Origin of the sequence: Pedobacter polysacchareus, from assembly GCF_019802255.1 — a bacterium.
Classification (GTDB): domain Bacteria; phylum Bacteroidota; class Bacteroidia; order Sphingobacteriales; family Sphingobacteriaceae; genus Pedobacter; species Pedobacter polysacchareus.
In genome coordinates, this window is the sequence record NZ_JAHYSS010000001.1 from 286,801 (window position 1) to 306,531 (window position 19,731).

A 19,731-nucleotide genomic window follows, 5' to 3' on the forward strand; every position below is an offset into this window, starting at 1 on the left:
AGCTTATTTTTGAACTAAAAGATAATATCTGGAGAAACAGACTTACAATAAAATTGACAGGATATGACGTTTAAAACTGGCTAATAAATAGAAAGGGAGGGCAAAAAGAAAAAGCTTGAAAAAGGGGCCTGATATTTGATAATTTTTGATAGCGAAAGGAGAGAAAGGCACTCCGTTTTTAATTCCATCTTTTTTTACGTAAAAATGTAAAAAAATTAAAAACGTATTGCACAACTCAATATTTATTTAAACCTTTGCGCCTCAACTATTTTAAAGAAGTATCAGACACAAGAAATGATTAAGCAAATTATACATAAACTTTCTATTGTAGAAGCAAAGAATATTGCTTCCAAAAGTCTGTTTATTGTCCGTTTGCGACCCATATTTTCTGTTACCACTAATCGGCAAAATTTCACGCCCCGGATTTGAATCATTTCTGAGTAACCCTCAGTACATTTCCATAGAGGATTGCCTCTTAAAAAACAATTAATCAGAACATTTATTTTTTTTCGTTAACCTATTAATGAATACAAACGATTTTATAGTGCAAGTTGCACTTCCTGAACATCGTGTCTTTGCCGAAGAAATTTGCGAAGAAATGGCCGAATCGGCCAAAGCACGTGGTACAGGTATCGCTAAACGCTCTCCGGAGTACGTTGCAGGTAAAATTTCGGATGGAAAATCTGTTATCGCCTTCCATAAAGATGGAAGTTGGGCAGGTTTCTGTTACATCGAAACCTGGAGTCATGGACAATTTGTGGCCAACTCTGGCCTCATTGTAAGTCCTAAATTCCGAAAGGCCGGGCTCGCTCATGCCATCAAAGAAAAAATCTTCGAACTTTCCAGACAGAAATATCCGAAAGCCAAAATTTTTGGACTAACAACTGGTTTGGCCGTCATGAAGATCAATTCCGACCTTGGTTACGAACCGGTTACCTACTCAGAACTTACCCAGGATGAAGATTTCTGGAAAGGGTGTCAAAGTTGCGTGAACTTTGAAATCCTGACGATGAAGGAACGTAAAAATTGCATGTGTACCGCAATGTTATACGATCCAGCAACTCAAAAGCACGATGTGGCAAAGAAATTTGCAGAAGAATTAGCGCGCAAGCCGAAATTGTATGAACGCTTTATGCGCATCAAACAAAGATTGGTGTTAAAACCTAAATCTTCGGGAAAAGGGGGGGTAAAAGCCCTGTTATTATTATTGTTTACCTTTTTATTTAAATAGCTGTTATTTTAAGATGAAGAAAAAAGTTGTTTTAGCTTTTAGCGGAGGTTTGGATACTTCGTTTTGTTGTATTTATTTGGCACAGGATCGTGGAATGGAAGTTCACTCTGTGATTGTTAATACTGGTGGTTTTTCTGAGGAAGAATTACAAGAGATTGAAAAACGTGCTTACGCTTTAGGGGTAGCTTCTCATGCCGTAGTAGATGAAACTGCCAACTATTATGAAGGCTGTATTAAATATTTAGTGTTTGGTAATGTGTTGAAAAACGCGACTTATCCGCTTTCTGTAAGTGCAGAACGCGTAAGTCAGGCAACAGCCATTGCAAACTATGTGAAAAAAATTGGTGCTGATTATGTTGCTCACGGAAGTACCGGTGCAGGAAATGATCAAGTGCGTTTCGATATGATTTTTAACATCATCATCCCGAATGTAGAAATCATCACACCAATCAGAGATTTAAAATTATCGCGTGAAGCGGAAATAGAATATTTAGCCAAACATGGCGTTGAATACAGTGCCGAAAAAGCAAGATATTCTATCAATAAAGGGTTATGGGGTACTTCTGTAGGAGGAAAAGAAACTTTAACTTCTCATGAAACTTTACCTGAAGAAGCATGGCCAACACAAGTTTCGGAAACGGAGCCACGTAAATTGGAGCTGACTTTCGAAAAAGGAGAGCTGGTAGGTATCGATGGAGAAACATTAGCTCCGGTTGCAGCCATCCAAAAATTACAAGCCATTGCACAGCCTTATGGTATTGGAAGAGACATTCACGTGGGTGATACCATTATCGGTATTAAAGGTCGTGTAGGTTTTGAAGCTGCAGCACCAATGGTGATCATCAAAGCACACCATACTTTAGAAAAACATACGCTAACAAAATGGCAGTTGTCATGGAAAGAGCAATTGGGTTCTTTTTATGGAAACTGGCTGCATGAAGGTCAGTTTCATGATCCAATCATGCGTAATATCGAAGCTTTCCTTGCAGATACACAGAAAACGGTGAGCGGAAAAGTATTCGTAGAATTGTTGCCTTACCGTTTCCAAATTATTGGTATCGAGTCTGCACATGATTTAATGAGCAATAAATTCGGTAGCTATGGCGAAATGAACAATGCATGGAGTGGTGAAGATGTGAAAGGTTTCTCTAAGATTTTTGGTAACCAGGTAATGATCTGGCACAAAGTGAACAGCGATGAGAGTTAGAGCAGGAATCGTTGGCGGTGCCGGTTATACGGGCGGAGAGATGCTGCGTTTGCTGATCAACCACCCTTCGGTGGATATTGTTTTTGTAAATAGCAAAAGCAATGCAGGAAACCTGATCTCTGACGTACACACGGATCTTTTTGGAGATACCGACATTCGTTTTACCGGAGAACTATCCTCGGATATCGACGTGTTGTTTTTATGTGTCGGTCATGGAGATGCGAAAAAATTTTTAGATGCGAATCCGGTTGCTGAAGGAATTAAAATCATTGACTTGAGTCAGGATTTTAGATTGAAAGCTGCAGCAGGACAGGATTGGGTTTATGGTTTACCAGAACTGAATCGTGATCGCATTAAAACCGCGAATTATATTGCAAATCCAGGCTGTTTTGCCACCTGTATCCAGTTGGGATTATTGCCACTGGCAGCTAAAGGCTTGTTAAAAGGGGAAGTTCATGTGAACGCGACTACCGGTTCTACCGGCGCGGGACAAAGCTTATCACCAACCTCTCATTTCAGCTGGCGCAACAATAACCTATCAATTTATAAGGCTTTTGAACACCAGCACCTGAATGAAATCGGCGAAAGCCTGATACAGATGGACCCGGATTTTGATGGCGTCCTGAATTTCATCCCGCAGCGTGGTGATTTTCCAAGGGGGATTTTGGCTTCCATGTATGTGGAAAGCGACCTGACAGCCGAGGAAGCACAAACCTTATATGAGGATTATTATGCGGCACATCCTTTTACGCATGTGAGTAAGAAAAATATAGATTTGAAACAGGTGGTGAACACAAATAAAGCATTGGTACATGTAGAAAAACATGGTAACAAGCTATTTGTAATCAGTATCATTGATAATTTATTAAAAGGGGCGAGCGGACAAGCGGTGCAGAATATGAATTTGATTTTTGGACTGGAAGAGCGGCAGGGTCTGGCGCTTAAAGCAGCAGGATTTTAATTAAAATCCCGCTGTGCTGAACGTAGTTCAGGAACTGTTTAATCTTTAATCACTTATTCAAACCTTCAAAAAATGAACTTATTTGACGTATACCCGTTAAACAATATTGAAATCGTAAAAGCTGCAGGCAGTACCGTTTGGGATGCCGAAGGCCAGGAATATTTAGACCTTTATGGCGGTCATGCCGTGATCTCTATCGGTCATACGCATCCTCACTATGTGAAAAGACTGACTGATCAGTTGAATAAAGTAGGATTTTATTCTAATTCCGTGTTAATTCCTTTACAGGTAGAACTGGCGGAAAAGCTGGGGAAAGTATCTGGAAAAGTAGATTACCAGTTATTTTTATGTAATTCAGGCGCAGAAGCAAATGAAAATGCATTGAAACTAGCTTCTTTTTATAACGGACGTAAAAAAATTATTGCCTTTAAAGGCGCCTTCCACGGAAGAACATCATTGGCAGTTGCTGCTACTGACAACCCAAAAATTATTGCCCCGGTTAATGAAACAGAAAACGTTGTTTTCCTTCCTCACAATGATGAAGCAGCCTTAGAAGCCGCTTTCGCAGCTTATGGCAACGAAGTTTGTGCAGTCATCATTGAAGGTATTCAAGGTGTTGGAGGGATTAAAGAAGCTTCAATTGGCTTCCTTCAAAAAATCCGTTCGCTATGCGATCAATATAATGCGCTTTATATCGCAGATAGCGTACAATGCGGTTACGGCAGAACGGGGAAATTCTATTCTCATGACTATGCTGGCGTTGATGCAGACATATATACTATGGCAAAAGGGATGGGCAATGGTTTTCCAGTAGGAGGAATCTCCATCGCTCCGAAATTTAAACCTTGGCATGGTATGTTAGGGACTACTTTCGGGGGTAATCACCTGGCTTGTGCCGCTGCATTATCTGTATTGGAAATCATGGATCAAGACCAGCTGATGAAAAATGCAGAAGAAGTTGGTACTTATCTGATCTCGGAACTGAAAAAAATTGAAGGTATTGTTGAAGTTCGCGGCCGTGGATTAATGATCGGTATCGAACTTCCGGCAAGCTTGCCAAACGTAAAGAAAGACCTGCTGTTTAAGCACCATATCTTTACCGGTGAGGCAAAACCGAATGTCATCAGACTATTGCCAGCTTTAAACTTAACGAAAGCACAGGCCGATCAGTTTTTAACCCATTTTAAAACCGCTTTAACAGGATCATAAGATGAAACAATTCACTTCAGTAAATGATGTTGATGACATCAAAGAGTTAGTAGAAGCGGCATTGGCCTTGAAAAAGAGCCCTTACGCACATCAGGAATTAGGGAAAAACAAGACTTTAGGGCTGGTTTTTCTAAACCCTAGCCTGCGCACCCGCTTAAGCACGCAAAAAGCAGCGCTGAACCTTGGGATGAATGTGATGGTGATGAATATGGACAAGGAAGGCTGGGCATTGGAAACACGTGATGGTGTAGTGATGAACGGCAATACTGTAGAACATATTAGAGAGGCTGCAGCAGTAATGGGCCAGTATTGTGATGTGCTGGGCTTACGTTCTTTTCCGAAATTAGTAAACAGAGACGAGGATTATAACGAAGAGTTTTTTAATAAATTTATTAGCTTTTGCGGTGTTCCGGTACTGAGTTTAGAAAGTGCTACGCGTCACCCTTTACAAAGTCTGGCGGATCTGGTAACGATCAAAGAAACCTGGAAAGGGGCTAAAAAACCTAAGGTGGTTTTAGCCTGGGCGCCTCACATCAAGGCTTTGCCGCAGGCAGTGCCAAATTCATTTTCGGAATGGATGTGTAAAGCACAGGAAGAAGGAATCCTGGATTTCACAATCGTACAGCCAGTAGGTTATGAGCTTTCTAAAGACTTTACGCCAGGGGCGAATATCAGTCATAACATAGATGAGGCCTTGCAAGATGCCGATTATATCTATGTAAAAAACTGGTCGAGCTATAAACAATATGGAAAGGTATTGCCTTTTCCTGAAGGATGGATGATCACCAATGAACGGTTAAAAGTGACAAATGATGCGAAAGTAATGCATTGTTTGCCTGTACGCCGGGACCTGGAACTATCTTCGGAAGTCTTGGACGGACCAAATTCTTTGGTCATACAAGAAGCAGGAAATCGTTTATGGGCCGCACAGGCAGTCCTGAAAGCAGTCCTGGAAAAATTATAAATTTCAGTAAGGGATGTTGGGGTAAATCCAACATCCTTTTTTTATATCGCTAAAATTATGCGATGCCCAGTAAACCAGTTGGCGATAAAATGAGCTGGAATTTCCTGCTGGCATTGTCACCAGAAAAAGGGTAAATGGCCAGTATTTTTAAGGTCAAGAAAGAAAATGGGCTTTATAAAGCCTGAAATATTGAAAACATATTGATTAAAAATGAAGAAACTAAGTGTAATTAAAATCGGTGGAAATGTAATTGACAACTCAGAGAAACTGCATCAGTTCTTACTGGACTTTAAGGCACTTTCCGGTGATAAGATTTTAATTCATGGGGGTGGAAAAATCGCTACTGAACTAGGGGTTTCCCTGGGCGTAGAAGCGAAAATGGTAGAAGGCCGCCGCATTACCGACATTGAAACGCTTAGAATCGTGACCATGGTATATGCCGGTCTGATCAACAAAAATATGGTGGCGCAATTACAAGCTAAAGGCTGTAATGCCATCGGCCTGACTGGTGCCGATGGAAACATCATCAAGGCGGTTAAACGCCCTGTAAAAGATATTGACTATGGATTTGTAGGAGACCTGGATGAAAATTCTGTGGCTTCCGGCACTCTAGATAGCCTGCTAAAAGCCGGGTTAGTCCCCGTTTTATGTGCGATCACGCACGATGGCGAAAGTCAGCTGTTAAATACCAATGCGGATACCATTGCTTCTGCCGTGGCTGTAGCCATGTCTGATTTATACGATACCGTATTGGTGTATTGTTTTGAAAAAAGAGGCGTTATGCGCGATATAGAAGATGATCATTCCTTGGTTCCCGAGATTAAAATGGAAGAATTTGAAGGACTAAAAGCCGAAGGTGTAGTTTCCGGAGGTATGATCCCTAAATTGCACAATGCTTTTGATGCGATAAAAAAAGGAGTCGCTGCGGTGTATATCGGCAAGGCCGATGAACTTCCTCAGCTAAATGAAGCGGGTTTCGGAACCCGGTTAATCATGTAATTTTTTGAATACCCAGATCAATCACTAACCAAACCATAAAAAGATGAAACAGTTTAACGGCAATATCGCCATTTTAGGAAGCGGAAATATCGGCATTTCTTTGGCCAGGGGACTCGTAAAAGCAAATTATGCCGCACCCGGTCAGATTAGTTTAACCAGAAGAAACGTGGATAACCTAGCCCCCTTTGCCGAACAAGGCTTTGTGGTAAGTGGTGATAATGCAGCTGTTGTTGCGGCCTCAGATGTGATTGTGCTGGCAGTTTTGCCGCAGCAGTTAAACCAGTTAATGGATCTGATCCGCCCTTCGGTAGATTTGAAAAAGCATCTTTTTATCTCTGTGGCCTCCGGTGTGAGCTGCGCAGACATTAGAAGTAAGTTGGGTGAGGAAGCCCAGGTCGTTCGCGCAATGCCAAATACGGCCATCGCCATCGGGCAATCCATGACTTGCATCGCTACCGATCAGGCTTCAGCAGAATATATGGAAGAAGTGACCCGTATGTTTGAAACGGTAGGAGCGGTAGTGAAAATAAATGAAGACTTAATGACAGCCGCTACCGCACTTTGTGCCTGTGGAATTGCTTTCTTTTTAAGAGGGATCAGAGCCGCTTCACAAGGAGGAGTGGAAATCGGTTTCCATGCAGATGAAGCGTTGAAAATGGCGGTTCAGACCGCAAAAGGAGCCGCGGATCTGCTGTTGCAGATGCAGTCCCACCCAGAGCAGGAAATAGATAAAGTAACATCGCCGAAAGGCTGTACCATTGCCGGGTTAAATGAGATGGAGCACAATGGCTTTAGCTCCTCTTTGATTAAAGGCATCAAGCTGTCGGCACAAAAAGCCGGCGCTTTATATACCAAAGAATAAAAATTATGATAGAACAACTGCAAAAAGATAGTTTAGAACTGTTGAAACAATTGATTAGCATCTCTTCATTTTCAAAAGAAGAAGATCGGACCGCTGATGTAATTGAACAGTTTTTGCAGATGCGTGAGGTAAAAACTCATCGCAAATTGAATAATGTGTGGGCTTATAACAAGCATTTTGATCCGAAAAAGCCAACCCTCCTGTTAAATTCACATCATGACACGGTGAAGCCAAATTCGGGCTATACACGCGATCCTTTCGCGCCAACCGTTGAAGATGGTAAATTATATGGACTGGGCAGTAATGATGCAGGAGGATGCCTGGTTTCGCTTATAGCGACCTTTCTATACTTCTATAACCAGGAAGGTTTGAGTTATAACGTATGTCTGGCCGCTACCGCAGAAGAGGAGATCTCTGGAAATAACGGACTGGAATGTATCCTTCCAGACCTTGGTGAGCTGGAATTTGCAATTGTTGGCGAGCCTACTTTAATGAATTTAGCCGTTGCTGAACGCGGTTTACTAGTGCTGGATTGCGTAAGTACCGGAAAAGCGGGGCATGCTGCCCGCGAAGAAGGCGACAATGCCATCTATAAAGCTCTGAAAGATATTGAATGGTTCCGCAATTACCGTTTTTCAAAGGTTTCAGAGATGTTTGGGCCATTGAAAATGTCGGTAACGATTATCAATGCCGGTTCTCAGCACAATGTGGTGCCTGCAACCTGTACTTTTACAGTCGATGTAAGGGTAACAGATGCTTATGCAAATGAAGAGGTTTTGAAAATTATCAGAACAAACGTGGATTGTACGGTAACTCCGAGATCTGTCAGGTTGAAGCCTTCCTCAATTGAGAAGGAACACCCTATTGTACGTGCTGGCATCGCATTGGGAAGAACAACTTATGGTTCTCCAACTACCTCAGATCAGGCATTGCTGAGCATTCCTTCTTTGAAAGTTGGGCCTGGTGACTCTGCACGTTCTCACATGGCAGATGAATATGTGTTTGTGAATGAAGTAGAAGAAGGAATTAAGTTATATATCGAGATGTTAAAACCCGTGATTAACGGAAAATAGAAAGGCGATCGTTTAAAAGAAATCACAGAGTGCTTTCAGATTGCTGTAGATAGGATGCCCTGATCATGACAATTTTGAAAAACACAGGCCGCAGGATTTTTGATCTTGCGGCCTGTTTGTTTGAGGTCTTTTCTTTATGCTTTGTAGGCTATTGCTCTTCCGTATTTTCAAATGCTCTGGCTTCCAGATGTTTTTCCATATCTGAACGGTTGATTCCTTTTGCCCACCAATCCGGTGCAGGCTTATCCTTTAGCATATAGTCGAAATATTCCATCATGCGGACTGCATAATCTTTTCTGTTCGGCATTTTAGCAATCCCGTGATTTTCACCGCGATAAGTGATCATTACGACCGGTTTATTTAACCTTCTCAGGCCGTTATAGTACTCAATTCCTTGGGTATAATCTACCGCGCCGTCTTTATCATTGTGCAGTAACAACAATGGTGTTTGTACTTTTTTGATGTGATAGATCGGAGAGTTGCGGGTAAAGGCCTCCCAATTGTCCCAATAACCAGGAGTTAATCTGCCTTGGCTGGCTTCAAAGATCGCTTGATTGGTCCCTCCGCTATTCCAATAAATCAGACTGTACATACTGATCATATTGGTTAGTGGTGCTCCCGCTGCGGCTGCTTTAAAGATGTTGGTTTGAGTAATCAGGAAGGAAGTTTGATAACCTCCCCAGGAGTGTCCGTGAATCGCTACGCGTTGCTCATCTACAATCCCGGTAGCAATCGCTGCTTTTACTGCCGGAACCACACAAGCCACTGCCGACATCCCCGGATCGTTTAACTTGTACTTGATATCAGGCATTAAAACCGCATATCCATTGCTGTTGTACATGGCTCTGTTGAAACCTCCGCCAGGAAAGGCAGGCATGGAATAAACATTCATTTCATTGGTTAAGCGCTCGTAGATATAAGTAATCGTCGGATAACTTTTTCCTTCCTGATAGTTCGCCGGTAAATATAAAACAGCTTGTAGTGAATCGCCATTTGCGCTTACATAGTTGATCAGTTTAACACCAGAAGACCAGGCATACTTGCCCTGATCAGGTGTGTTTTTGCTGATTTGCTTCGCGCTGGCAAGCGTAGCCGCGGTAGTAGAATACATTTCCGGGGATTTTTCATTATCGTACTTCATATAAATGAAAACATTCGCATCCGTCGCTTTTTTCAAGCCTCCATAAACATGAGCATCTACAAATAGTGGTTTGATCGTCGTTTTACCAGCTTCCAATAACCCAATGCCAGAATTTTTATTCTGCTGATTGAAAACAAGGAAATATTGGTCTTTAGTCAGGTCTGTTCCCTTCTCTCTCTGGTAAATGGAGAACCTTTCTGTGACCTCCTGCTTTTTGCTTTTCCAGTTGTCAGAAAGAGAAACTGCCGTTTTTCCATCTGCAGAAATCCGCCACAAATCGTAGTTGTCTTTGATCAGCGCATATTTAGAATCCGCAGACCAGCCGAAATTGGGCGTTTCAGGTTTAAGCACGTTATGGTCGTCTAATTCATCCACAAAAGAGGATTTGATGTTTTTGGTCAGGTTATACTGTTCCAAAGTTTCCAGATTGATGCTGTAAAAAGCACCATCTTTACTGTAAGTAGCCCATTTTCCATTCGGAGAAAGGTTGAAAAGGTCACGTCCAGCGGTATAAAACTTCTCAAAAACACGTTTTTTATTCCCTGTTTTTAGGTCGATTACATAAATGTCGGTATAACCCTGTCCATCCAGATTCCTCATTAATTCATAGTTTGAGTCGTCATAGCCAATTGCATACCGGTTTTTCGGGGCCATTACAACGTTTTTTAACGTGCTGTCTGCCAGCTGACTGAATTTTTGATCAGCAATGCGGTAAGCACTCAGATAGCTATAGTTTTTATCCCTGGTTTCCTGTGTTTGCTGTGCAGATTGCAGGCGTTTGTCCTGCCAGTTCCAAATGATCATATCTGGCTTTTCAATGTCAGCTTTTGCCAAAGCTTTTTGGTCTGGTTTAGTTTTTCCAGTGCTGTCGGCCTTGGTTTTAATACTATCAGTTTTACCGCTTGCTTTGCTTGCTGCCGGATTGCTGCTGGATTTTTTATCGGTGCTGTCGGCTTTCTTTTCCTGAACACTGATGCCAAAAAACAAACTCGCCTGGTCGTCCGACCAATAAGGTCTGCCATTGCCGCTAATCCCCATGTTAGCCGGGAAATTTTTAGCCGATGTGCCATTAAAGGAAACCTTATTACTCAGTTCTCCAGCAATTTTATTGATCCCGATGACGGTAAAGACATCTTCTTTATATTTTTCATTCTTGTTGGATTTGAGTAAGGCAAAAGCATCTCCATCCTCGTTCCAGTTGATGTTTTTATAATTCGCCTTATCATTTTCCAATGCGGTGATCAGTCCGGTTTTCATGTCTCTGATGAAAATCCCGTTTCCATTTTGTCCATTTGCATCAATGATATAAGCCAGAACGTTTCCCGTCTTATTAAAGGCATATTCGGATACATTGCCCAGGTTAAAACTCTTTTTTGTACTCAATTGATACAGTAGTAAATCGGTTCCTTTTGCTGCGTCTTTATCTTTTGAGGCACCTTCTGCGGGTATGAAATGAATGGCCAGCCAATCCGGGTTGTCCGCAGAAAAGCTGAAAGCCTTGACCTTTTCAAAAGTTGTCTTTTGATTCCCCGGTAAGGAAACCAGTAAAAGCTGATCGTAAATCGGTTTCATGGTTTTCTTAACGGCTTTCACCTCCGCATCTTTCGCGGAGACTTTAAAAGCAGCATATTTAGCGTCTTTAGAAAAGAAAACAGGGGAGGCGGTGGCACCGATCGGATAAATGAAATTGAGGGTATCTGAAACTTTTCTGATCACCATCTGAAGGTCTCCTTCAGTAGGGCCCTTTGCCCAGGAAAGCCATTGTCCGTTAGGAGCCAGGCTATAGGTGTTACTTCTGATGTAATTCCATTTGGAGACATCCTTCCAGCTCAGTGCCGGTTTCTGTTGTGCCAGTACCCCTGAGCTGAAGGGTAGGAGCAAGAATAAGAGCGAGTACTTGATTCTGTTCATTTTGTTTGAAGGTTTCCCCTAAATTATTGTTTTAGTTTAACAATATTCTAATGTGACAAGAAAATTGTACAAGCCTCCTTTATAGCGTAATTATTGTATTTTTGCAAAATAACTTTAGCCCTTAAAGAACCTAAACTATAGATTGATAAATGAAGATTTGGCAGAAAAACGTAGACGTAAATAAAGATATTGAAACTTTTACTGTAGGTAAAGACAGGGAACTGGATTTACAAATGGCAGCTTTTGATGTGTTGGGCTCTTTGGCTCATGTGGAAATGCTGGAAAGTATCGGCCTGTTAACTGCGCCGGAACTGGTAGAAATTCAAACAGAATTGAAACATATTTACTCGGATATCGCCGCAGGGAAATTTACCATCGATGATACGGTAGAAGATGTACACTCGCAGGTTGAGTGGCTGCTGACTCAGCGTATCGGCGAAGCGGGTAAGAAAATTCATAGCGGACGCTCCCGTAATGATCAGGTTCTGGTAGATTTAAAACTTTATTTTAGAAGCTGTATCGAAGAAATGGTGGGCAATACTACTGTACTTTTTGAACAGCTGATTGAGCTTAGCAATACCCATAAAGACAAGTTACTTCCAGGTTATACGCATTTACAGATCGCCATGCCTTCCTCTTTTGGCCTATGGTTCGGTGCTTATGCGGAAAGTCTGGTAGATGATATGGAAATGATGCTGGCCGCTTATAAAATCTGCAACAAAAACCCGCTGGGATCTGCAGCAGGTTATGGCTCTTCTTTTCCTTTGAACAGAACGATGACAACAGCATTGCTGGGTTTCGAAAGACTCAATTATAATGTGGTATATGCACAGATGGGACGCGGAAAAACGGAACGCGTACTGGCACAGGCAATGTCTTCAGTAGCTGCTTCATTGGCTAAAATGGCCATGGATGTGTGCTTGTTTATCAACCAGAATTTTGGATTTATCACCTTTCCTGATGAGTTAACCACAGGTTCGAGCATCATGCCTCATAAAAAGAACCCGGATGTTTTTGAATTGATCCGCTCCAGATGTAATAAAATTCAGGCCCTGCCGAATGAAATTGCATTGATGACCACAAACTTGCCTTCAGGATACCACCGCGACCTGCAGTTGCTAAAAGAAAACCTTTTTCCTGCCATTACTTCTCTGAATGAATGTCTGGAAATGACCACTTACATGCTGCAGCACATCCGCATTAAAGACAATATCCTGACAGATAAAAAATATGCTTACCTGTTCAGCGTTGAAGTAGTAAATGAACTGGCTTTAAAAGGGGTTCCTTTCAGAGAGGCTTATAAAATTGTTGGAGAATCCATTGAAAAGGGCACATTCTCACCTTCTACGGAATTAAATCATACCCATGAAGGTAGTATCGGTAATCTTTGCAATCCGGAAATTAAAGGGATGATGAATGAAGTGCTCTCCCAGTTCAAATTTGAGCAAACGACTGCCGCAATTGAAAAATTGCTGGCTTAATTATTCATATATAAATAAAATACAATGAAAGTATCAGTATTAGCTAACACGCTTATCGGTTCGGAAATCATTAAAATTGGGAATGAAGTGAATGAAATGAAGCGAAAGGGTGCAGAAATTGCAAACCTGACCATCGGTGATTTCGACCCTTCTATTTTTCCGATTCCCGCTGAACTGAAAGAGGAAATTATTGATGCTTATCACCATAATCAAACCAATTACCCGCCTGCAGAAGGTATTTTACCATTGCGCGAAACGGTAGTAGGTGTTTTAAAAGACAGGTACGACTTAAGTTACAGCAGTTCGGATATTCTGGTTGCAGGTGGATCCCGCCCTTTAATTTATGCGACCTATCTGGCCTTAATCGATCCGGGAGATAAAGTGATTTACCCGGCACCATCATGGAATAACAACCATTATTGCCACCTTTCTTCTGCCAAAGGAATTGCAGTGGAAACGACTGTAGAAAATAACTTTATGCCTACTGCAGCACAGTTGAAGCCTCATCTAAAAGGCGCCACTTTACTGGCTTTATGTTCCCCATTGAATCCTACAGGAACGATGTTTACCAAGGAGCAGCTGGAAGAAATCTGTGATGCGGTAATCGCGGAAAACGACAGCAGGGCACCCGAGGATAAGCCTTTGTACATTATGTACGATCAGATTTATTCTTTACTGACTTTCGGTAAAGAACACATCAACCCTGTGAGCTTACGTCCGGAATTAAAAGATTACGTCATTTATATTGATGGAATCTCTAAATGTCTGTCGGCTACAGGAGTTCGTGTAGGATGGGCTTTCGGACCAGAAAATGTGATTGGGAAAATGAAATCAATACTAGGACACATCGGAGCATGGGCACCTAAAGCAGAACAAGTGGCCGTTGCGAAATATTTTAAAGATGCGACTTTAGTTGATCAGTACCTGACTTCCTTTAAAAAACAAGTTCAAAATAGCCTTGATGCACTTTATAATGGTTTCCAGGAATTAAAATCAGCGGGCTTTGCGGTAGATGCAGTGATTCCAATGGGTGCAATTTACCTGACGTTAAAGATCGATTATATCGGCAAAACTACTCCTGATGGCAAGGTGTTGAAAAACAGTGCAGACGTGAATTTTTACCTGATCAAACAAGCTCAGGTGGCCTTAGTTCCTTTCTCTGCTTTCGGTACAGACGAAACAGTGAACTGGTTCCGCGCTTCGGTTGGCGGCTGTTCATTGAAAGATATTGAAAACATGATTCCTAGAATTAAATCAGCTCTTAGTCAGCTGATTAAGTAGTAGTCCCGAAAACCAAGGGAACGAATCCTATAAAAAGAAAAGCCCCATAAAGTTCAATACCTTATGGGGCTTTTTCATGAAAACTTCGAACGTTTATTTAAACTCTGAAGTTTTGTGGAATTCGATATCCGGATAATCGCGCATGGTCATATTGATCATGAAGTCATTATCCGCAAGGAATACCGGATTACCATCCTTATCCTCGCCAATATGCTGTTGCTTCCTTTTCAGGAATTCGTCTAATTTTTTCTTGTCTTTAGAGGTCACCCAGTTTGAACGGCCATAACTTAAAGTACGGAAATGTGCTTTTGCACCATATTCATGCTCCAGACGGAACGCGATTACCTCAAACTGCAGCTCACCAACTGCACCAATAATCTTACGGTTACCAGGTTGTGCGGTAAATAATTGCGCTACACCTTCTTCTGTAAGCTGTTGTATGCCTTTTTCCAGTTGTTTTGTACGCAATGGATCTTTATTCTCCACCTCTTTAAAGATCTCAGGAGAGAAGCTAGGAATCCCTTTAAACTTCAATTGTTCTCCTTCTGTTAAGGTATCTCCAATTTTAAAGTTTCCGCTGTCATATAGTCCAACAACATCTCCAGGCCATGCTTCTTCTACAATACTTTTCTCATTGGCCATGAAATCCATCGGATTGGAGAACTTTAGCTTTTTCCCCTGACGGGTATGGTAATAGAATTTATTACGCTCAAATTTACCAGAGCAAACCCTTAAAAAGGCAATACGGTCACGGTGTTTTGGGTCTAAATTGGCATGTATTTTAAATACAAAACCACTAAAATTCTTTTCATCTACTTTCACTTCACGCTCTTCTGCTTCTCTGCTTCTAGGGCTAGGGGCGATCTGAACGAAAGTATCCAGCAATTCTTTAATCCCAAAGTTGTTGATCGCACTACCAAAAAACACAGGGGCAAGTAAACCTTCTGTGTACATGCTTTTGTCTATCTGGCCATAAACACCTTCTACCAGTTCCAGTTCGCTTTTCAGGCCATCCAGTTCTTTTGGTCTCAGGAAATTATTCAGGTTAGGATCATTCAGGTCGTTTACCTGAATTACTGACTCGCTGATTTTAGTTTTATCCGGCTCAAAAAGATTCAGATGTTTGTTATATATGCTATACACACCTTTGAACGTATGTCCCTGACCAATTGGCCAGGACAAAGGACAAAGACTGATGTTCAATTTATTTTCAATTTCGTCTAACAGATCGAACGCATCTTTACCTTCACGGTCCATCTTATTGATGAAGATAATCACCGGGGTATTCCGCATCCGGCAAACAGCCATCAGTTTTTCGGTCTGCTCTTCCACACCTTTTACACAGTCGACCACTAAAATAACGCTGTCTACAGCAGATAAGGTACGGTAAGTATCTTCCGCGAAGTCTTTGTGACCAGGCGTATCTAATATATTAATGCGTTTTCCACTATATTCAAAGCCCATTACTGAGGTCGCCACGGAAATTCCACGCTGTTTCTCAATTTCCATAAAATCGGAAGTATTGCTTTGGTTTGCCTTGTTACGTTTAACCGCTCCGGCTGTATTTATTGCACCTCCAAAGAGTAAAAACTTCTCCGTAAGAGTAGTTTTACCGGCATCGGGGTGACTGATAATAGCGAATGTTTTTCGTTTTTCTATTTCTGGGTGAATCATAAAGAATTAAGCCTGTTGTGCTTGATGAGGCTGCAAAGATAAATATAATATATAAAAGAAATCGTATCGCTTCCTATAGTGCTGCGAATCAGCAAAAGCAGACAAAAGAAAACCGGTCTGTGAGGACCGGTTTTTAATAATTTTCAAAAGAGATTACCCTCTTCCACCTCTGGAACTTCTTGCTCCTTCAGTTCTGCCTTCGCTGCTTCTGCCTTCAGAACGTGGAGGCGCACTTTGACGTGATTCCCGCTGAGGCTGTGCTTGTGGCTGTCTTTGAGGTTCTGCTTGTCGCTGTGGCTCTTGCTGACGTTGCGGCTGTTGTTGTTGCTGCGGCATCTGCCTTTCTTGCCTTTCCGCTCTTTGACTAGGCTGTGGATTCTGCTGCTGCTGTTGAGGCATCTGCTGCGGTCTCTGCTCACGCTGTGGTCTAACCTGCGGCTGAGGTACAGGCTGTTGCTGCTGCGGAACATTTGGAGGCGAATTCGGCATCCTAGACGGACGGTTTTCTCTGCCAGGATAAGTCCGGTCAGTTTGCGAAGGATTTACCTCTGGATTCCGGCCAGGTAAGGTCGCAGGGCTGTTATTTTCCCTCGATGGTCTATTTTCTGGTCTGCCAACAGTATTCCCATTACCCAAATTCCCTGCATCATTTCTCGAAGGTCTGTTATTCGGCGAAGGATTCACATTGTCGCGATTTCCTCTGTCAGTCCGGTCTGCACCAGGAGTTCTGCCGCCATTTATGCCCTCAGATCTGGAAGGACGGCCAGCATTTACCGTGTTGCGATCACCTCTGGTATAGTTGGCATCCCCTTGAATTGCGTTTCTTGGAGCTTGTACAGTGCCTCTTGCTTCCCTTGATGGCCTTGGATTGTAAATATTCAATTCATTGCCTCTGATCTCGCTTCTTCCCGATCTGTCGGTTCTGTTTACACGATATACGGTCACGTCTCCTCTGGTTGCACGTCTTACATCATCTATCCTCGGACCTGTATAATAAGTCCTTCTGCCTCTTTCATAAGTATTGTTTATGATCGTCGTATTGTGAATGATGGTCACATTTCTGCGGGAGTAATACCTTGGGAAACGGTCGTAATAAATATTTGCCTGAGGGATAAATACCCACCAGTTATCAGGAATGCCAATATTGATGTTGATATTGAGGCCTGGACTTAAAGGTGCCCATCCATAGTATCCGCCACCACTTCTCCAGCTCACCCATGCCGGCCCCCAAACGGTATCAGGAATCCATAACCACTGTCTGTAGCGGTTATATACCCATCTTCCATAGTGAAACGGTGCCCATCCCCAGTCATAGTCAGATACCCAGGTATTGCCATATTCGGTCATTGCCCATCGGCCGTTGCTATAATAAGGTCTAAAATCTTGCTGGTCTACGTCAGGTCTCCAGACATACCCGTATTGTGGGTCTTGAATCCAGGTGCCATAAGGAGAAAGCTCATCATAAAATGATTGGAGCGATACATCATCATCCTGCGCCATAACGCGCTGCGTGAAACCGGTGAGTAGGAGCATTAGCCCCAGCACAATTGCCGGTAATTTGATTAACTTTTTCATCTGTGTGTGTGTTTAATTTACCTAACGCTTTTGATATATCAATTTGAGTTCCAATTCTTAAAAATAGTTTAAAGCATCAGAGAAATATTACATTAGGATTACGTCCTTTCACCTAATAATATTGGCTTTGGAGAGGTGTTTGGGGATATTTAATTCGTTGACGGGGTTTCAGTTTAATGGCAAAATAGCAAAAAATATTTTTTATCACCGTTATAATATGGTCAGAATGCAATATTAAATCCCAGGTCTTGCTCTTTCCAGGAATATATTTTCTTCTTTTGTAAACAAAACACAACTTATGCAAAAAGGCACTTTATTTTTAATACCTGTTCCTCTGGCAGAAAATGCTGCTCAGAAATCTTTTACCCCTTTTCTTGGCGATACCATTAACTCCATCAGTACTTATATTGTAGAAAATGAAAAATCCGCCAGAAAATTCTTAAAAGAGGCTGGATTGAAAATGCCACAGAGTGAGCTGATCGTTCATGATTATGGCAAGCATCAGCGTAATGCCTCCTTAGCGCCTTATTTTAAAGAGCTGACAGCTGGAAAAGATGTAGGTCTGATGAGTGAAGCCGGATGTCCGGGAGTAGCAGATCCAGGTGCAGAAATCGTTGCCGAGGCACATAGAAGAGGAATTAAAGTGGTTCCTTTAGTAGGCCCGAGTTCTATCTTACAAGCTTTAATGGCTTCAGGATTTAATGGTCAGAGTTTTACTTTCCATGGTTACCTGCCGATTGATAAAGTAGAAAGAGCAAAGAAAATTAAAGAAATCGAGTTATTGTCGACAAAAAACAAGCAAACGCAAATTTTTATGGAGACACCATTCAGAAATAACCACTTGTTCGAAGACGTATTGAAAAATGCTTCCGCACACGCGATGTTATGTGTGGCTTCCAATATCAATGGCGAAGAGGAATACATTAAAACGTTATCGGTTACTTTCTGGAAAAAAGAACGCATCGACCTTCATAAAAAGCCAACGATCTTTTTGCTGTATAAGCCAGCTTAAAATTACCGGTACATGTTTTTATTGTCTATGAAAGACAAGACCTTATCCGGAACAAAAAATTGAACATTTCTTCCATCTTTTAATGCTTTGCGAATAAAGGTAGAAGAAATGTCCATTTGTGGGGTATCCGTAATGGTAATTGAAGGATGGTTTTCCCAATCTTTCACCTCTACACCAGGTCTTGGGTAGACAAAAATCTCATAATTTTTCAGCAGGGTCTCATAGTTCTTCCACTTTTTAAGGGAAGCAAGGTTATCTGCACCCATGATCAGCACAAACTCCCGTCCTGGATATTTTTCCTGTAGGTAAGCTAAAGTATCAATGGTATAAGAGGGTTGAGGCAGTCCAAATTCAATGTCGCTCACTTTAATCTGATCGGCGTTTTCCGTGGCGAGTTTTGCCATTTCCAAACGGTCGTACATATTGCCCAGCCCTGATTTATTTTTTAAGGGATTATGCGGGGAAACCACCAGCCATACCTCTTTGAGCCCGGTAAAACCTGCCATGTAATTGGCGATCACCAGGTGCCCGATATGGATGGGATTAAAAGACCCAAAAAATAATCCTGTTTTCATTTATTTTTTATTGATAAAATCACCTACCAGTTTTTCTGCTTCTTTACAAGCCGTTTCCAGGTCAAAGTTTTTCAGTATCACATCAAATTTATCTGCATAAGCCAACTCTTTTTCCGCTTTTGTAAAGCGTTCCTGAAGTTTTTCCGGACTATCAGTACCTCTTCCTGTTAAACGTTCTTTTAATACCTCTAAAGATGGCGGCTGAACAAATATAGCCAAAGCACTGTCTTCATATTTACGTTTTAGGCGTAAGCCACCTTCTACGTCAATGTCAAAAATTACATGTTTACCGGTATTCCAGATGCGTTCAATTTCTGATCTTAAAGTACCATAAAAAGTACCAGTATATACTTCTTCGAACTCTACAAATTCCTGATGTGCTACTTTATGAAGAAAGCTCTCCTGAGAGATGAAATAATAATCTTTTTCATGTTCCTCATCGCCTCTTGCCGGACGTGTAGTGGCTGAAATAGAGAAGCTTAATGAAGGGAATTTTTGTAAAAGATGTTTTACGATAGTGGTTTTGCCTGCGCCGGAAGGTGCAGAAAATATAATGAGTTTACCTTGTGTCATGC

Annotated in this window: 16 protein-coding genes; 11 read left to right on the forward strand and 5 right to left on the reverse strand. The window is 41.8% G+C overall.

The annotated features are described in order from the left end of the window. Nucleotides 1–523: 523 nt before the first annotated feature. From K7X70_RS01155 to K7X70_RS01190, 8 genes are all read left to right on the forward strand, one after another. Complete coding sequence (locus K7X70_RS01155) at nt 524–1,231, forward strand: GNAT family N-acetyltransferase (protein WP_222535351.1); 708 nt, start codon at nt 524–526, stop codon at nt 1,229–1,231. 13 nt (nt 1,232–1,244) lie between these two features. Beyond that, nucleotides 1,245–2,438: an argininosuccinate synthase gene (argG, locus tag K7X70_RS01160; RefSeq protein ID WP_222535352.1), complete on the forward strand. Its 1,194-nt coding sequence runs from the start codon at nt 1,245–1,247 to the stop codon at nt 2,436–2,438. Then, the gene (argC, locus tag K7X70_RS01165; protein ID WP_222535353.1) at nt 2,428–3,399 is read left to right on the forward strand and encodes an N-acetyl-gamma-glutamyl-phosphate reductase; all 972 of its coding nucleotides are present in this window, start codon (nt 2,428–2,430) and stop codon (nt 3,397–3,399) included. The genes argG and argC overlap by 11 nt, the downstream gene beginning before the upstream one ends. A 72-nt stretch (nt 3,400–3,471) precedes the next feature. Next, nucleotides 3,472–4,608: an aspartate aminotransferase family protein gene (locus K7X70_RS01170; protein ID WP_222535354.1), complete on the forward strand. Its 1,137-nt coding sequence runs from the start codon at nt 3,472–3,474 to the stop codon at nt 4,606–4,608. 1 nt (nt 4,609) lies between these two features. Beyond that, nucleotides 4,610–5,572, forward strand: coding sequence for a Rossmann-fold NAD(P)-binding domain-containing protein (locus K7X70_RS01175; protein ID WP_222535355.1), 963 nt, complete (start codon nt 4,610–4,612; stop codon nt 5,570–5,572). A gap of 210 nt (nt 5,573–5,782) precedes the next feature. Further along, the gene (gene argB, locus K7X70_RS01180) at nt 5,783–6,571 is read left to right on the forward strand and encodes an acetylglutamate kinase (protein ID WP_222535356.1); all 789 of its coding nucleotides are present in this window, start codon (nt 5,783–5,785) and stop codon (nt 6,569–6,571) included. Between the two features lie 43 nt (nt 6,572–6,614). Then, entirely contained in the window at nt 6,615–7,433 is an 819-nt protein-coding gene (proC, locus tag K7X70_RS01185; protein WP_222535357.1) for a pyrroline-5-carboxylate reductase, read from the forward strand. A gap of 5 nt (nt 7,434–7,438) precedes the next feature. Continuing rightward, nucleotides 7,439–8,506, forward strand: a complete 1,068-nt coding sequence (locus K7X70_RS01190; protein ID WP_222535358.1) for a M20 family metallo-hydrolase — start codon at nt 7,439–7,441, stop codon at nt 8,504–8,506. Nucleotides 8,507–8,654: 148 nt separating this feature from the next. On the opposite strand, the gene K7X70_RS01195 is transcribed toward K7X70_RS01190, so the two are convergent. Beyond that, nucleotides 8,655–11,558 carry a S9 family peptidase gene (locus tag K7X70_RS01195; RefSeq protein ID WP_222535359.1) on the reverse strand — a complete coding sequence of 968 codons (2,904 nt, stop codon included), beginning with the start codon at nt 11,556–11,558 and terminating at the stop codon, nt 8,655–8,657. 149 nt (nt 11,559–11,707) lie between these two features. Here K7X70_RS01195 and argH point away from each other — a divergent pair, with 149 nt between their 5' ends. Together argH and K7X70_RS01205 are read left to right on the forward strand one after the other, a co-directional pair. Further along, a complete protein-coding gene (gene argH, locus K7X70_RS01200; RefSeq protein WP_222535360.1) occupies nt 11,708–13,039 on the forward strand; it encodes an argininosuccinate lyase in 1,332 nt (443 codons plus the stop codon). 24 nt (nt 13,040–13,063) lie between these two features. After that, the gene (locus K7X70_RS01205) at nt 13,064–14,320 is read left to right on the forward strand and encodes a pyridoxal phosphate-dependent aminotransferase (RefSeq protein WP_222535361.1); all 1,257 of its coding nucleotides are present in this window, start codon (nt 13,064–13,066) and stop codon (nt 14,318–14,320) included. A 93-nt stretch (nt 14,321–14,413) separates the two neighbouring features. Here K7X70_RS01205 and K7X70_RS01210 read toward each other — a convergent pair whose 3' ends face one another. Together K7X70_RS01210 and K7X70_RS01215 are read right to left on the reverse strand one after the other, a co-directional pair. Continuing rightward, nucleotides 14,414–15,994, reverse strand: a complete 1,581-nt coding sequence (locus K7X70_RS01210; protein ID WP_222535362.1) for a peptide chain release factor 3 — start codon at nt 15,992–15,994, stop codon at nt 14,414–14,416. A gap of 153 nt (nt 15,995–16,147) precedes the next feature. Then, complete coding sequence (locus tag K7X70_RS01215; protein ID WP_222535363.1) at nt 16,148–17,569, reverse strand: DUF6600 domain-containing protein; 1,422 nt, start codon at nt 17,567–17,569, stop codon at nt 16,148–16,150. Between the two features lie 298 nt (nt 17,570–17,867). On the opposite strand from K7X70_RS01215, the gene K7X70_RS01220 reads away from it, so the two are divergent. Then, entirely contained in the window at nt 17,868–18,581 is a 714-nt protein-coding gene (locus K7X70_RS01220) for an SAM-dependent methyltransferase (protein WP_062546453.1), read from the forward strand. A gap of 2 nt (nt 18,582–18,583) precedes the next feature. On the opposite strand, the gene nadD is transcribed toward K7X70_RS01220, so the two are convergent. Together nadD and gmk are read right to left on the reverse strand one after the other, a co-directional pair. Further along, nucleotides 18,584–19,156, reverse strand: coding sequence for a nicotinate (nicotinamide) nucleotide adenylyltransferase (gene nadD, locus K7X70_RS01225; protein ID WP_222535364.1), 573 nt, complete (start codon nt 19,154–19,156; stop codon nt 18,584–18,586). Then, the gene (gmk, locus tag K7X70_RS01230; RefSeq protein WP_222535365.1) at nt 19,157–19,729 is read right to left on the reverse strand and encodes a guanylate kinase; all 573 of its coding nucleotides are present in this window, start codon (nt 19,727–19,729) and stop codon (nt 19,157–19,159) included. Between the last annotated feature and the right edge of the window lie 2 nt (nt 19,730–19,731).